Origin of the sequence: Mesorhizobium silamurunense (assembly GCF_014843825.1) — a bacterium.
GTDB lineage: Bacteria > Pseudomonadota > Alphaproteobacteria > Rhizobiales > Rhizobiaceae > Mesorhizobium > Mesorhizobium silamurunense.
Genome location: NZ_JHQR01000246.1, coordinates 1 through 14,472, shown reverse-complemented (window position 1 = coordinate 14,472; position 14,472 = coordinate 1). Strand labels below are relative to the sequence as shown.

14 protein-coding genes are annotated in these 14,472 nt (G+C 63.0%); 10 read left to right on the top strand and 4 right to left on the bottom strand.

Translation table 11 applies throughout. From position 1 onward, the window contains the following. From DH10_RS36380 to DH10_RS26110, 3 genes are all read left to right on the top strand, one after another. Nucleotides 1-241, top strand: a 241-nt coding sequence (locus DH10_RS36380) for a hypothetical protein (RefSeq protein WP_210327858.1), incomplete at its 5' end; no start/stop codon positions are given. A 34-nt stretch (nt 242-275) separates the two neighbouring features. Beyond that, the gene (locus DH10_RS26115; protein WP_210327857.1) at nt 276-743 is read left to right on the top strand and encodes a hypothetical protein; all 468 of its coding nucleotides are present in this window, start codon (nt 276-278) and stop codon (nt 741-743) included. An 84-nt stretch (nt 744-827) separates the two neighbouring features. After that, nucleotides 828-1,106 carry a hypothetical protein gene (locus DH10_RS26110; protein ID WP_192385520.1) on the top strand — a complete coding sequence of 93 codons (279 nt, stop codon included), beginning with the start codon at nt 828-830 and terminating at the stop codon, nt 1,104-1,106. Between the two features lie 708 nt (nt 1,107-1,814). On the opposite strand, the gene DH10_RS38325 is transcribed toward DH10_RS26110, so the two are convergent. The 3 genes from DH10_RS38325 to DH10_RS26095 all read right to left on the bottom strand — a co-directional run bounded on the left by DH10_RS38325 (nt 1,815) and on the right by DH10_RS26095 (nt 5,355). Then, on the bottom strand, nt 1,815-2,066 hold the full coding sequence (locus tag DH10_RS38325) for a hypothetical protein (RefSeq protein ID WP_425515377.1): 252 nt from the start codon (nt 2,064-2,066) through the stop codon (nt 1,815-1,817). Between the two features lie 859 nt (nt 2,067-2,925). Then, complete coding sequence (locus DH10_RS26100) at nt 2,926-3,987, bottom strand: maleylacetate reductase (RefSeq protein ID WP_192257917.1); 1,062 nt, start codon at nt 3,985-3,987, stop codon at nt 2,926-2,928. Between the two features lie 327 nt (nt 3,988-4,314). Continuing rightward, nucleotides 4,315-5,355, bottom strand: a complete 1,041-nt coding sequence (locus tag DH10_RS26095; protein ID WP_192257915.1) for a proline racemase family protein — start codon at nt 5,353-5,355, stop codon at nt 4,315-4,317. A gap of 95 nt (nt 5,356-5,450) precedes the next feature. Between DH10_RS26095 and DH10_RS26090 the strand changes: the two genes are divergently transcribed. Further along, entirely contained in the window at nt 5,451-6,410 is a 960-nt protein-coding gene (locus tag DH10_RS26090; protein ID WP_192257913.1) for a dihydrodipicolinate synthase family protein, read from the top strand. A 57-nt stretch (nt 6,411-6,467) separates the two neighbouring features. Here the strand turns inward: DH10_RS26090 and DH10_RS26085 are convergent, their stop codons facing one another. Next, nucleotides 6,468-7,667 carry an SGNH/GDSL hydrolase family protein gene (locus DH10_RS26085; protein ID WP_192257910.1) on the bottom strand — a complete coding sequence of 400 codons (1,200 nt, stop codon included), beginning with the start codon at nt 7,665-7,667 and terminating at the stop codon, nt 6,468-6,470. A 377-nt stretch (nt 7,668-8,044) separates the two neighbouring features. Between DH10_RS26085 and DH10_RS26080 the strand changes: the two genes are divergently transcribed. The 6 genes from DH10_RS26080 to DH10_RS26055 form a co-directional block, all read left to right on the top strand. Then, nucleotides 8,045-9,157, top strand: a complete 1,113-nt coding sequence (locus DH10_RS26080) for a sugar ABC transporter substrate-binding protein (protein WP_192257908.1) — start codon at nt 8,045-8,047, stop codon at nt 9,155-9,157. A gap of 71 nt (nt 9,158-9,228) precedes the next feature. Continuing rightward, nucleotides 9,229-10,749 carry a sugar ABC transporter ATP-binding protein gene (locus tag DH10_RS26075; RefSeq protein ID WP_192257906.1) on the top strand — a complete coding sequence of 507 codons (1,521 nt, stop codon included), beginning with the start codon at nt 9,229-9,231 and terminating at the stop codon, nt 10,747-10,749. A 17-nt stretch (nt 10,750-10,766) separates the two neighbouring features. Continuing rightward, nucleotides 10,767-11,717, top strand: coding sequence for an ABC transporter permease (locus DH10_RS26070; RefSeq protein WP_192385518.1), 951 nt, complete (start codon nt 10,767-10,769; stop codon nt 11,715-11,717). 174 nt (nt 11,718-11,891) lie between these two features. Further along, on the top strand, nt 11,892-12,776 hold the full coding sequence (locus tag DH10_RS26065; RefSeq protein WP_192257902.1) for a helix-turn-helix domain-containing protein: 885 nt from the start codon (nt 11,892-11,894) through the stop codon (nt 12,774-12,776). A 115-nt stretch (nt 12,777-12,891) separates the two neighbouring features. Continuing rightward, nucleotides 12,892-13,620 (top strand): SDR family oxidoreductase, encoded by a 729-nt coding sequence (locus tag DH10_RS26060; RefSeq protein ID WP_192257900.1) that lies wholly within the window; start codon nt 12,892-12,894, stop codon nt 13,618-13,620. Nucleotides 13,621-13,653: 33 nt separating this feature from the next. Next, a partial coding sequence (locus DH10_RS26055) for an FGGY family carbohydrate kinase (RefSeq protein ID WP_246811646.1) occupies nt 13,654-14,472 on the top strand: 819 nt, incomplete at its 3' end.

Genomic DNA, 14,472 nt, shown 5'->3' with positions numbered 1-14,472 from the left:
CCGGATTAGATCAGAGGGGCAAGGTCAGGGTGAATCGAACCTATACTTCATCTCAGTCGCCATCCCCCAGGCGGTGGGTCCAGTGAACATCGTCTTGCTGGCTTTGGCGGCGTGGACCATAACGCTTTCCGCACTCGTGGTTTTTGCTACAAAGACGAGAATTCCCGTATTTACCACTCTGACGATCGTCGTCATTGCAAAATCACCCTATCCGGCGCGTTGTCAGGACCGAGCCGGCTAACCCCATCCAAATCGCCAACGCCTTCTCCGACTGGATGAAGACGCGACCCGACAAGGACGAATACGATGATTACCCCGTCATCATGGTTTCAACAGAAGGAGGCGGCATTCGGGCGGCATTCTTCACAGCAATATCGCTCGCCCAGATCGTCGACCGGTGCCCGCGGGCTGCGAACCACATTTTCGCTATCAGTGGCGTTTCCGGCGGCTCAGTTGGTGCGGCGATATATGCCGCAGCGATGAAGGCCCGGCCACCCGATCAGGCGGGCCAACAATGCGATTTCCGCAAGTCGGCACCGGGCTTCTACGAAGATGCCTTCGAGACCATTTTGACGGATGATCACCTGTCGCCGCTGCTCCTTCGGATGCTTTCGACCGATGCCTTGCAGCAAGTACTGCCGTTCCCAGTCAACAGCTTCGATCGTCAACTCGGTTTGGAGTCCAGCCTGGAACGCTCATTCGACCGCGTTTTTAAGAGCGACGTATTTTCCCGGTCACTTTAGCAACTGGTGCCAACCACAGCGACACCCGCAGTACCATATCTGATCCTGAACGCGACGCGGGTTGAAAATGGAAGGCGCGTCACAATGGGCCCGATATACTTCCAGACCGACTTATCTTCAGGACGCGACGATTGGCATGCAATCGACTATCTTGAGGCACCGTCAGTTGCGGTCGCCGCTCTGACGAGCGCGCGTTTCCCGATTATCTCCCACCAGGACATTACGTTGAACGAAGCGTTGTTGAACATGGTGGGACATGGGTTGAAGACAAAAAATTCGTTGGAAGGAAACATCGCTATGTCGATGGCGGGTATTTTGACAACTCCGGGATTCCAACACTTCTTGAGTTATATCGTGAGATAGTGAGGAACAGAAATTGCAGCAGGGGCAACAAAAGTCAGAAAACTTTTTCGGTCATCACACTGTATATTGGAAACGCGCCGAGCTGCGATATCACGATCCCATCGGGTTCCGACCGAGCGTGCAACTACGATACAGACGAAAGTTCCTATTCAGGACAATTTAGCGATATTGGAAGCCTGTTTGCGACCTCGATAAACGTACGCGACGCGCGGGTCGCCTATGGCGTTGATCAATTCGAGGCAGAAATCGACAACGGGCATATTATGGTTCAACCCAAGGAGTACTCAACAGAGAGACCAAGTATGTTCGACAGGCGGAATCGCGTGCAGATGCTGGATAGAGGCGTTTCTACACCCTTGGGATGGTTGCTGTCTCAGAGAGCGGCGCTGGAGTTGTCGTCGCAACTCGATCCGTCCGTTGACTTGGGAGACTGCGTTTCGGGGAAGGAGTTGGTTGGCCTGACGAATTTCTGCTCGCTATACTTCGCAGTCGGCTCAACGAAAATGAAGTGATTTGTTCCTATCACCCGCAAACCTGCCCCCCTCTTCCGCCGTTATGAGGCGAGCAGCCTGTCCAGTTCCTCACGAATGGCCGCGGGCGAGACGGGCTCCAACTGGTCGTCGAGCGGTGTGCACGCCCAGTCGAAGATAGTGTGATGGCGGCCATGGCCTTTCGATAACCCCGACATGCAGGCAAGATAGGAGCGCGTCATCTGCATCTGTGTACGGGGTAGCCAAGCAGCACCGTATCGCCGGGCCTGCACCTGGCTCCAGGCTCGAGCACAGCATGATAGTCGATCACCTGCTCTATTTCGTGGAGATATTCGACGCCATTGCCCCTCGTGTCTTCCCATGTCGAACCCACCAAGGCGCCCGGCGATCCCGCCATATGCATATCGTGATAGACCCCACCCCCATAAGCGTAAGCCCGATTACCGAAGTGATCCTCGGCACGACGCACCGGCTTCGTGTCCGGACGAGATTAAAGTACCCCTTGAGTGACTTCTACCGCGGTCGTACCGACGCGGACGCGGCATCGCCAAATTAGTCTGCGCTTCGAAGTAGCCGGCAAGGTCGTCACCCACTCCGGCCGCCTGAAGCAAACCCAAAGCCTCATTTCTCCCGCCCCAAGGCTTAGTGTGTGGCCGCCATTGAGATGCCAGCAGTGCACGCATTCGCCCGCGATCGAACCGATGTTCGCTTGATTGGCCGACGATCATCTGCAAGGCCCAGATTCGCTGAACAAAATTGCGGGAGGCCTCGGTGAGGTGCGAGCAGCATAGCGCGCCCGGCCAAGCGCGCCCATAGTCGTGCGCTATCGGACGCGCGGCATCGGAACAACCTCGGCGCTTGACGCGATCGAGATGGCGCGTATTTCGCGCGGCATCAGTCTGGAAGAACTCGCAGATCGTCCGACCTTTAACATCATCACCAACACGAACTCGCCACGTCGGATCGACGAGGAACGCGCACACACTCTCGCGGTTCGAGACCGCCTGCTATCGCCCGTTGTTTCGGATTGGCGATACTTCTAGACCTACAAGCGCCTAGCGGTTCAACCCGATGGATGCGCCACCGACCTTGCGCATATATGTTCCCATCCATGTCCAGTCTGGCAAAACGACCAACTACTCAGTAGGCGTGTAACAAACTGTGTAACAAACGACGCGAAAAAGCTGAACGTTTTCAACGCAATAGGCATAGATTTCGAATCCCGCTCTCTCCGCCAGCATTTTGGATTGACTTCTAAGCCTCTGGAAAGACTGAGCTTTTTGCGCAGGGCGCTGGCGTTGGTGCCCCATACCAGATATCGCCGCGCTTCAGGAGCGCGGCCGTTCGCCGGCATGGGCCCGGGCGATCAGCCCCCTCAGAGGATCGCGTTCCAGAGGACGCGGGTTCCAGTAAGGGTTGGACAGTGCCCTGTCCGTCGCAAGCTCGATGCCGCTTTCGGGCATGCCGATGTCCGCGAGCGCGCGCCGCGCGCCGACCCGCCCTGCAAGATCGTAGAGCTCCATGGCCGGATCGTTCGTGCCGAGCACGTCTCGCAACCTGCGCATCACGTCGGGCACTGCCGGCGCGTTGTAGGCAAGCGCGTGCGGAAGGACGATCGCATGCGTTTCGGCATGCGGCAGGTCGAAGCTGCCGCCGAGCGTATGGCAGAGCTTGTGGTGCAACGCCATGCCGACCGAGCCCAGGCAGATGCCGCAAAGCCAGGCGCCATAGAGTGCCTTGCCGCGCGCTTCCCGATTAGCGGGGTCGATGGCGATCGTCGGCAAGGCGGTGGCAAGCGCGCCTATCGCTTCCGTCGCCATCAGGCTGATGACGGGATTGCGCTCCCTCGCATAAAGAGCTTCGACTGCATGCGCGATCGCATTCAGGCCGCTGGCGCCGGACATGGCAGCGGGCAGCGACAGGGTGAGGTCGATGTCGTAGATCACGACCTCCGGGAGCACTTTGGGGCTCGACTGCGTGATTTTCACGCCATCCCTGGTTTCCCCGAGGATCGGCGTCATTTCCGAGCCCGCATAAGTGGTCGGGACCACGACCTGCGGCAGGTCGGTGCGCAGCGCAATGGCTTTGGCAAGACCGGTTGTCGACCCGCCGCCCACGGCAACGAGCCCGTCCGCCTTGAGGTCCAGCACGACGCGCAAGGCATCCTCCGTGACTTCCACGGGTGTGTGCATCGTCGCCCCCGCGTAAACGCCGGCGGCGCGGTCGCCGAGCCGTTCGGCAAGGCGTCGCGCTTCCGGCTCCCGCGGCGGCGTTGCCAGCACGGCGACCCGCTTCAAACCCAGCCGATCCAATTCCTCGGGCAGTTGCCGGATGGTGCCGGATCCGAAAATGACCCGGGCCGGCTGGCCGTTATAGACGAAGGGTTCCATCGGATCGCCTTGGGCTTTCGAGGCTTGGCAAAAGACGACAGGCTGAACACTAACCCGAAATGTGGACGCATGGCTCCATGTTTTGTCCAAATTGGACAAAACTGAGCAAAATCAAAGACGCTCTCTCAGCCAGCAAATCTTGACCCATCAAGCCATCGATGTGGGGCTCGCCTTACTCCATGTCTGGCATCCACAAGGTCGGCGACCTTGTATTTTGCGCAGGCGAACCGCCGGATAGATCGATCTTGGCGAGCGACACGCTGCAACCTCCGCCGACGTCACGCTCGGCCAGTCCGTCCGGTCGGTTCGTCGGCATCGCCGGTCGCGCTACTGCTTCACCGAGGTCGACGTGCCCCAGGTGTCCGACAGCACATAGCCTTGCGGATAAGGATCCGTCGGATCGAGATAGTAGTTGTGCTCGCCCGTGATCCAGGCGCGGCCGGTGATCTGCGGAACGATCGCCTTGCGGCCGGCGATTTCAGTCAGTTCGAGAATTTTGCCGGTAAAGCGCGAGCCGATGATCGATTCATGGATCAGTACATCGCCGGCCTTCATCAGGCCCCTCGCCTGCAGCACGGCCATGCGGGCCGATGTGCCGGTTCCCGTCGGGCTGCGGTCGGAGCGTCCGGGCGAGACGATGCAGGTGTTGCGCGTGACGTTGCCCGGCCCCTGGAACGGCATGGCGAACTGCACGATCGACACACCGCGCACGTGCTCGAATTCCGGATGCACGACATCGAGCTGCTCGCGCGCTGCGTGGCGGACCTTCTCGCCGACGACGGCCAGCTCTCGCGCCTCGTCGGGAACGACCGAGAAGCCAAGCGCCTTGGCATCGACGATGGCGTAGAACATGCCGCCATAGGCGATGTCGACCTTTAGCGTGCCGACCCCTTCCACCTCGATATCGGCATCGAGGCGTTCGGCAAAGGCCGGCGCGTTGCGGAAGGTTATGGACAGGCATTTGCCGTCGCGACATTCGGCGCGCACCTCGATGACGCCGCCGGGCATGTCGAGCTTGAAGCGCGTCTCGGGCTCGTTCATCGGCACCATGCCGGTCTCGAGCAGCACGGTGGCGACGCAGATCGTGTTGGAGCCGGACATCGGCGGGTATTCCGTCGGCTCCATGATGATGGCGCCGGCGACACAATCCTCGCGTGTCGAGGGGACCAGGAGATTGACGTGCCGGGCAACGCTGCCGCGCGGCTCGCAGATCAGCATGCGCCTTATATGGTCGTGATCGCGTTCCATCGTGATCATCTTTTCCATCATCGTGCGGCCGGCCGGCGGCAGCACGCCGCCCACGATGACATCGCCGACCTCACCTTCGGCATGGCAACCGACGACGCGAATGCTGGTTCTGGTACGCATTGTTTCTCCCTGTCGGCCACGACTATCCGCTTGGCAAGCGGTATCACTCCGGGACAAACTGACCAACCTGCGTGCCAGCCTCAAGGAGAATCCGAATGAACGCCAATGTCTTTTCCGGCTGCATGCCGGCGCTGATGACGCCTTGCACGAATGACCGCCTTCCCGACTTCGAAGCGCTCGTGCGCAAGGGACGCGAGCTGATCGCTGCCGGAATGTCGGCGGTCGTCTATTGCGGCTCCATGGGCGACTGGCCCTTGCTGACCGACGAGCAGCGCATGGAAGGCGTCGAGCGCCTGGTGAAAGCCGGCGTGCCGGTGATCGTCGGCACCGGCGCGGTCAACACGGCCAGTGCCGTGGCCCACGCCGCGCATGCCCAGAAAGTCGGCGCACGCGGCCTCATGGTGATCCCGCGCGTCTTGTCGCGCGGACCGTCGGTGACGGCGCAGCGCCACCACTTCAAGGCGATCCTCGCGGCAGCGCCCGACCTGCCCGCTGTCATCTACAACAGCCCCTATTACGGCTTTGCCACGCGCGCCGATCTGTTCTTCGCGTTGCGGGCCGAGCATCCGAACCTGGTTGGCTTCAAGGAGTTCGGCGGTCCGGCGGATTTGCGCTATGCGGCGGAAAACATCACCAGCCGCGACGACGAGGTTGCGCTGATGATCGGCGTCGACACCGCCGTCTTCCACGGTTTCGTCAATTGCGGCGCCTCGGGCGCCATCACCGGCATCGGCAACGTGCTGCCCAAGGAGGTGCTGCATCTCGTGGGTCTCAGCCAGGCGGCGGCCAAGGGCGACGCCGAAGCGCGCCGGCTGGCGCTGGAGCTGGACGCCGCTCTTGGTGTGCTCTCCTCCTTCGACGAGGGTCCGGACCTGGTGCTCTATTTCAAGCACATGATGGTGCTCAAGGGTAACCCCGAATACCGGCTGCACTTCAACGAGACGGACGCGCTGAGCGACAGCCAGCGCGGCTATGCCGAGCAGCAGCTCAAGCTGTTCGACGCCTGGTATGCCCAGTGGTCGAGACAACCCGCAATGGCGAGATACGCCGCCTGATCGGCCGACGTGGCGGCGGGAGTTTGCTGAACCATCCGCGCTCCCTCCGCCATCAATTCAGAGCTGGAGTTTGTCCTCCTGGGCGACGAGCAAACCCTCGAAAGCCTTCTCGAACACCTTGGCCATCTCGGCGTAGCCATCGTCGGACGGATGTAGGCCGTCACCGCAATCGAGGGCGGTGAGCAGCGTGGGCGGGTTGGCGGGATCGGCAAGCGCATGCTCGAAATCGACGACGGCATCGGCTTCGCCCGATGTCCTGATCCAGGCGTTCACCGCCTGGCGGTCGCGCTCCTTGGACGCAGAGTAGAAGGTCTTTAGCGGCTGGCCCTCGAACGCGCCGCCGAAGGGCGGCAGCGTGCCGAGCAGTATCTTGATGCCGTTGAGCCGGGCGCGCGCGATCAACTGCCGATAGGCTGAAATCAGGCTTTCGACCGCGACGGCCTCTTGGCCTCCGGCGAGCATGGTCTCCGGCCAGCCGATGTCGTTGATGCCTTCCAGCACCGAGATCCATTTGACGTTGGGAAAGCTGAGCACGTCGCGGTCGAAGCGGGCGAGCGCGTTGGCGCCGCGGGCGCGGCTGGCAAGCACGCGGTTGCCCCCGATCCCCTGGTTGAGGACGCCGATGCCTGACAGCCGGCCGCTTCTGGCGAGCCGCTCCGCCAGCCGGTCCGGCCAGCGCGCATTGCCGTCGACGGTCGAGCCGAAGCCGTCGGTGATGGAATCGCCGAGACAAACCAGCGAGCCGCTGCCCAGTCCGCTCTCGACCAGGACGGCGCTGAGGAAATATCGGCTGGTCGAGGTCTGTTGGACAGGCAGTTCGAGTGCTTCGGCGAAATCGCCGAACTCGGAAATGTAAGCCGTCTGCTGCGCCTCGTAGTGGTAGGTCTCGATCGGCGCGAAGTCGGGGAAATAGAGGCTGATCGCGATCTGCCCGAGATCGGGAACCTTGAGCTTGATCGGGTCGCTGAGCAGCGGCGCGCCGGGCGCCAGATCGGTCTGCTTCTCGCCGCCGAATGTCACTTGCCGGATGCTGGCGGCCTCGACCGCGCCGCCTTTCGCGGCAGCGGCCACGGTGACGGCGCCGATCCGGATCGGCGAGGCGCCATATTCGTTGGACAGCCTGATTCGCAACCTCTCGCCGCCCTTGCTGACGCGCAACACCTGGCGCACGGTCTGCTGGTGGAAGCCGTAGAGCACGGCGTCTCCCGGCCAGACATTCATCGGGCTTGCGCTCCAGGTTCCGATCCAGTGTTGCATTCTTTCCATCCCTTCGATTTCGGCGCGCAGCCTTTCGCGAACACAGATAGCCGCGCGGCGCGGCGCGGGCTAGCGATTGCGCTTTGCGCGACGCATACATTTTTGACTCCGAGTGCCGCGAACAGGCGGCCCTCTTGTTGCTTTCCGGGAGCGATGACGCAGCCGCGGCATCGGTTTTCCCGAGCGCAATCAAAAAAGTACTAACACCCGCCCCGGAACGTGGTGGCTGGCCGGACAGCGCGCGCCTAGCCTGAAATCGACATCAGATCGCCGGGGGAGGAGACGTCCGGGAGATGTCCGGGGCCGCGTGCCCTGCCGGGTGGCTTCGTGGAAAAGCCGCGCCGACAAGGATTCCAACCATTTTTAGGGAGCGAGACATGGGTTGCGAGACCAAGAGCTTTACGATGAACCGCCGCGCGCTTTTGCAGGGCGCGGCAGCCGCCGCCGGCGGCCTGTTGCTGGCGGGAGGCGAGCGGGCCGCGGCGCAAGGCGCGGCATCCAAGGTGGTGGCCTGGGAGACCGGCTATCTCGGCTTCTTCTTCTTTGTCGTGCTGCAGGAGGCGCTGAAGCGCAAGGTCGAAAGCCTTGGCCTGGAGTTCGTCGGCAAGGACGCCAACGGCGATGCCAACGCGCAGGTCAACGACTGGAACAGCCTGCTGCTGCAGAAGCCGCGCTACCTCATTTCCGATGCGCTGGATTCGGAGCTGCTCATTCCGCTGAGCAAGAAGGCGAAGTCGCTTGGCGTGCCGCTCGGCATGGTCGACACCGTGCTCACCGGCGGCGAGGTGGCGGCCTCCGTCACTTTCGACAACAAGCAGTCGGGCGTCATGGCGGCGGAGAAGACCGCCGAGTTGCTGACCAAGAAACACGGCTCGCCGAAGGGCAGCGTGCTCAACAACTACGGCTCGCTGACGGCCGTGGCGTTGCGCGACCGCAAGGACGGTTTCGAGGACACGCTGAAGAGCAAATATCCCGACATCGAGATCATCTCGCGGCCGCAGAACAACCAGCATGAGCAGGCGCTCGCCGTGGTCTCGGCGACGCTGCGCGAGCGCCCGGACCTCGACGCCATCCACATGCCGACCGACATCTTCGTCGTCGACGCGCGCAAGGCTCTCGAAACGCAGAAACGACTGTTTCCGGTCGGCCACGAGAAGCACATCATCCTGACCAGCATCGACGCCTCGCCGAACGCGCTGGAATGGGTGAAGGCCGGCGAGATCGACGCCGATATCGCGCAGGACCCGATCGCCTATGTCGAGATCGTCGTCGACCTTCTGGAAGAGTACACGCTGAAGGGCAAGCCAGTTCCGACTGGGCCATATGAGAACAAGAAATATTTCTGGGAGAAGGGCACCATCGCCGACAGCCCGTCCGGCCCGCTGCTCACCATCCCGCCCTACTTCCTCACCAAGGAAAACGCCGACGATCCGCGTCACTGGGCCAACGTCGTGACCCAGGTGTGGAACATGCAGCAGAACGCCGGCTGATATTTCAGCCGCGAGCACGGGTGGGAACGCCGTCGCGTTCTCACCCCATTTCGGAACTACCGGTTATCCAGATGAATGTCGCCGAAGGCACGATCGTGCCCGATAGTCATGCGCCGAACAGCTCCGATGCTGTTTTGACCGTCGACAACGTCTTCAAGCGCTTCGGCCCGCTTGCGGTGCTGGACGGCGTGTCACTGAGCGTGTCGCGCGGCGCGATCCATGGCCTGCTCGGCAAGAACGGCGCCGGCAAATCGACGCTGTCCAACATCGTCGCTGGCCTTTTGCGCCACGACGGCGGCTCGATCCTGTTGAACGGCGAGGACGTGTCGGCCCTGCCGCTGACGGCGCGCAAGAAGCGCGGGCTCCATCTTCTGTCGCAGCATTCGGAAATCTTCGAGGACCTCTCGATCGGCGAGAACCTTCTGCTGCCTGAACTGCCCAGGCGCTTCGGCCTGACCGACTGGGCAGCACTTCATCGCCTGGCGGCGCGGCAGCTCGATAGCCATGGCATACCCGTCGACCCGAGGCGGCGCGCCGGCGACCTCGGCGCCAGCGACAGGCGCAGGCTCGCCATCATCAAGGCGGTCGCGAGCGAAGCCTCTCTGATCATCCTCGACGAGCCGACGGCGGGCCTCGCCGCGGCGGAGCGCCTGCATCTGCTGGAGTGGGTCGAGAGCCTCACCGAAAGAGGCACGTCCTTCATCTACATCTCGCACCACAATGACGAGGTGCGGCAGCTCTGTTCGGAATACACGGTGCTGCGCGACGGCGAAGTCACCGCCAGCGGCAAGGCGGCGGATCTGTCGGCCGACGCCATGGCGCGCGTCATCACCGGTGCCGATGTCGCCGAGTTCCACCGCAGCCGCGAGAACCATCCGACCGCCATCGAGCTCCGCGGGCTGACCTTTCCCGGCGGCGGGCCGGTCGATCTGACGATCGGCCGTGGCGAAATCGTCGGCCTCGTCGGCCTGCTCGGCGAAGGGCCGCAGGAACTGATGCGGGCGCTGGGCGGCCTGCTGCCCGTCGAAGCCGGCGCCGTCCTGATCGATGGCCGCGAGGCGCGTCTCGACTCGCCGGGGCGCAACCTGGAATCCGGTGTCGCCTATCTTACCCACGACCGCATCGGCGAAGGCCTGGTCGGCTCGATGTCGGTGACCGAGAACCTCAACCTCGGCAACTGGCCGCGGTCGCTCGGCTGGCTGGTGAGCGGCACCGGCATGAACCGCCGCATGCGCGAAGCCCGCGGCGCCATGGACATCGTCATGGGCAGCGGCCGTCAGGAGATCGGCGAGTTGTCGGGCGGCAACCAGCAGAAGGTGCTGCTTGGCCGGTTGCTGGAACGCAATCCGAGGCTGCTCCTGCTCGACGAACCGACCGTCGGCGTCGACGTCGCCGCCAAGGAGCAGATCCACCGCCTGATCGACGATGCGACGAAGAAGGGCGTCAGCGTGCTGCTGCTGGCGCAAGATCCCGAGGAGATGCAGCGTCTCGTCGACCGCGTCGTGATCTTCTCCAGGGGCTGTATCGCGCGCACGCTGCAGGGAGCCGAGATAACCATCGATGCGATCGCCGAAGCGAGAACGGCGCGATGACAGGGGCAGTATAGGCAATGGCCAGCAAGAAATTCCTTCTCGACAATGTGGTCTGGATCCTGATCGTAGTGTTCAGCATCCTTGCCGGTTTCCTCAATCCATTCTTCCTCTCGGAAGGCAACCTGCAGAACGTGCTGGTGCAGGCGACCACGCTGGGCGTGCTGGTGCTCGCGGTCTCCTTCACGCTGCTGATCGGCGAGATCGATCTGTCGGTGGTCGGCAATCTCGTCTTCTCGAGCATGGTCGGCGCCTACGCCATGCAGCAATTCGGCGTCCATTGGACGCTGGCTGTGCTCATTACCATCGCGGCCGGCGTCCTCATCGGCCTGCTCAACGGCTACTTCGTCGCCTATCTGCGCATGAATTCGCTGATCGCGACGTTGGCGATGGGGCTTTTCCTGCAGGGCGCGGTGCTCGGCGCCACACAGGCGCGCACCATGGTCGTCACCGACGACGGTTACAGCTACATAGGCAGCGCCACCGTCGGCAGCTGGCCGGTGATGCCGATCGCGCTTTTCGTCGCCTATCTCCTGGCACATGTCGTGCTTGCCTATTCGGCCTGGGGCCGGAACCTCTATGCCACCGGCGGCAACCGCCGCGCAGCGAACGCGGCAGGCATCAACGTCAAGCGCGCGAGGCTCGGCGCCTTCACCGCTTCCGGCTTCCTCGCCGGCCTCGCCGGCTTCCTCTACACGTCCTATCTCGGCGGCGTCAGCGTCACTGTCGGCAGCACGACGCTGCTCTATGCCGTGGCAGCGCCCGTCATCGGCGGCGTCTCGCTCTTCGGCGGCCGCGGCCGGGTCATCGGCATGCTTGGGGGCACGCTGCTCATCACCGTCATCCAGACCGGCCTGCAGCTCATCAATGTCTCGGCCTACTACATCCAGATGATCGGCGGCGCGATGATCCTGCTCGCGATCGCCGTCGATGCCTTCCGCATAAGGAGCGAGGAACGCGGTGTCGTTTGAAGGAACGAGCGGGTATCGTGGAGGCTCAGAATAGTCAAAAAAGTACCAATGATGCGACGGGAACATGGTGGCGCCGATTTTGTCGGCTCAGTAGTTTGGCTGGCATGAGGCTGATGGGAGGTAGCGCGTCGTAGAGGGGATGCGTCTTGAGGCTTCGATAGTGGAGGAACAGCGATGAAACCTGATCTCGAGGTTGTGCAGATCAGGCCGGGCGAGTCGTTCACCGCCTGGTCGCACGGCTATCCGTTCCGCACGGTGCGCTGGCATTTCCATCCGGAATACGAGCTGCATCTCATCGTCGCTACCCGCGGCCGCTATTTCGTCGGCGATTTCATCGGCGAGTTCGAGCCGGGCAATCTGGTGCTGACTGGCCCCAATCTGCCGCACAACTGGGTGAGCGATGTGCCGAAGGATGCAACGGTGCCGCTGCGCTGCCGCATCATCCAGTTCAACGAGGGTTTCATCGACGGCGCCATCAACACCTTCCCCGAGCTTGCGGTGCTGACGCCGGTGCTCGAAGCCTCGCGTCGCGGTGTGCTGTTCAGCCGGCAGACCAGCCGCCAGCTCGCCCCACTGATGGAAGAGATCATGAATTCGCAGGGCGTGCGCCGCATCGAGCTGTTCATGATGATGATGGGCCTGCTCAGCCGCGCCGAAGGCGCGCGGATGCTTGCCAGCGCAAGCTACCTGCCGGACCCGTCGGGCTACATGTCGGCCGGCATCAACAAGGCGCTCGCCTATCTGCGCGAGAACCTGACCCAGCCCTTCAGCGAGACGGATCTGGCTGCCATCGCCGGCCAGTCGCCCAGCGTCTTTTCCCGCTCCTTCCGCCAGCACACCGGTATGACGCTGGTGCAGTATGTGAAGCGGCTGCGCATCAACCTGGCCTGCCAGATGCTGATGAGCGACGAGCAGGCCTCGATCACCAACATCTGCTTCGAGGTCGGCTACAACACCCTTTCAAACTTCAACCGGCAGTTCCTCGCCGAAAAGGGCATGACGCCCTCGCATTTCCGGCGGCTGACACTGCACAACATCAACCTGGCGAAAGCGGCCTAGCCGGCTGGCATGACAGACAGCGCCATCGAGATGTGGCCGGGCATGCCAGTCCCGGCGAGGCAAAGCTTTGCCTGCGCCACGGGTCCGGCAAGATGGATAGGAAGACGAGGAACGCATGGCTCAGAAACTGATCGACAAGGTCGCCGCGGTCACCGGAGCGGCCTCCGGCATCGGGCTCGAATGCGCCCGCATGATGGTCTCGGAAGGCGCGCGCGTGGTGCTGGTCGACCGCGACAAAGAAGCGGTGCATGCCGTCTGCGAGGAGCTTGGCCCGGCGGCGATCCCGTTGCGGGTCGATCTGACGGACGCCGCCGATGCCGCCCGCATGATGCCGGAAATCCTCGATCGCGCCGGCCGGCTCGATATCTTCCACGCCAATGCCGGTGCCTATGTCGGCGGCGAGGTGGCGAGCGGCGACCCCGATGCGTGGGACCGCATGCTGAACCTCAACATCAATGCCGCTTTCCGCTCCATCCGCGCCGTGCTGCCGCATATGGTCGAACGCAAGACAGGCGACATCGTCATGACCAGCTCCATCGCCGGCCTGGTGCCCGTCGTGTGGGAGCCGATCTACACCGCCTCCAAGCACGCGGTTCAGGTTTTCGTCCACACCGTGAGAAGGCAGGTGGCCAAATACGGCTTGCGCGTCGGCGCCGTCGCGCCTGGACCGGTGGTCACCGCGCTGATCAAGGACTGGCCGAAGGACAAGCTCGAACAGGAGCTTGCCGCCGGCGGGCTGATGCAGCCGGTCGAGGTGGCGGAAGCCGTCATGTTCATGCTGACCAGGCCGCGCAACATCACCATTCGCGACCTTGTCATCCTGCCGCAAAGCAATGACCTTTAGGAACCGGACGGATTGGGCGAAGGATCTGAGGTCATGAGCAGCCACTTCATCGGCATCGACATCGGAACGGGAAGCGCCCGTGCGGGCGTCTTCGACGAAGCGGGCGCCATGCTTGCATCCGCCAAGGCCGACATCGCCGTCTGGCACGCCGAAGGCCACATCGTCGAGCAATCGAGCAACGACATCTGGCGCGCGGTTGCGGCCACCGTCCGCGAGGCGGTGGCGCTCACCGGCATTTCGGCGCAATCGGTGCACGGCATCGGCTTCGACGCCACCTGCTCGCTTGTCGTCCTCGGGCCGGGCGGCGCGCCGCTGACGGTTAGCCCGTCAGGCGATCCGGAGCGCAACATCATCGTCTGGATGGACCATCGCGCCACCGAGCAGGCGCGCAGGATCAACGACACCGGCGAGGACGTGCTGCGCTATGTCGGCGGCACCATCTCGCCCGAGATGGAGACGCCGAAACTCTTGTGGCTTGCCGAGACCATGCCGCGGACCTTCGCCTACGCCTGGCAGTTCATGGACCTCGCCGATTTCCTCACCTGGCGGGCGACCGGTAGCCTCGCGCGCTCGACCTGCACGGTGACCTGCAAATGGACCTATCTCGCGCATGAAGCGCGCTGGGACGACGCCTATTTGCGTAAAATTGGCCTGGGCACGCTTGCGGATGAGAGATTCGCGCGGATTGGCACCGAGATCGTGGCGCCCGGGAGCGCGCTCTCCAGCGGCTTGACGAAGGAGGCGGCATCCGAGCTTGGCCTTTTGCCTGGAACGCCGGTGGCGGCCGGCATGATCGATGCCCATGCCGGCGGCATCGGCTCGGTCGGCGCCCGCGGCGGCGCCGGCGACGTG

What these genes read in the sequence shown, in the direction of transcription:
- DH10_RS26115 (WP_210327857.1), top strand. Translation starts at nt 276, where the DNA reads ATGAAGACGCGACCCGACAAGGACGAATACGATGATTACCCCGTCATC.
- DH10_RS26110 (WP_192385520.1), top strand. Translation starts at nt 828, where the DNA reads ATGGGCCCGATATACTTCCAGACCGACTTATCTTCAGGACGCGACGAT.
- DH10_RS26100 (WP_192257917.1), bottom strand. Translation starts at nt 3,987, where the DNA reads ATGGAACCCTTCGTCTATAACGGCCAGCCGGCCCGGGTCATTTTCGGA.
- DH10_RS26095 (WP_192257915.1), bottom strand. Translation starts at nt 5,355, where the DNA reads ATGCGTACCAGAACCAGCATTCGCGTCGTCGGTTGCCATGCCGAAGGT.
- DH10_RS26090 (WP_192257913.1), top strand. Translation starts at nt 5,451, where the DNA reads ATGAACGCCAATGTCTTTTCCGGCTGCATGCCGGCGCTGATGACGCCT.
- DH10_RS26085 (WP_192257910.1), bottom strand. Translation starts at nt 7,667, where the DNA reads ATGCAACACTGGATCGGAACCTGGAGCGCAAGCCCGATGAATGTCTGG.
- DH10_RS26080 (WP_192257908.1), top strand. Translation starts at nt 8,045, where the DNA reads ATGGGTTGCGAGACCAAGAGCTTTACGATGAACCGCCGCGCGCTTTTG.
- DH10_RS26075 (WP_192257906.1), top strand. Translation starts at nt 9,229, where the DNA reads ATGAATGTCGCCGAAGGCACGATCGTGCCCGATAGTCATGCGCCGAAC.
- DH10_RS26070 (WP_192385518.1), top strand. Translation starts at nt 10,767, where the DNA reads ATGGCCAGCAAGAAATTCCTTCTCGACAATGTGGTCTGGATCCTGATC.
- DH10_RS26065 (WP_192257902.1), top strand. Translation starts at nt 11,892, where the DNA reads ATGAAACCTGATCTCGAGGTTGTGCAGATCAGGCCGGGCGAGTCGTTC.
- DH10_RS26060 (WP_192257900.1), top strand. Translation starts at nt 12,892, where the DNA reads ATGGCTCAGAAACTGATCGACAAGGTCGCCGCGGTCACCGGAGCGGCC.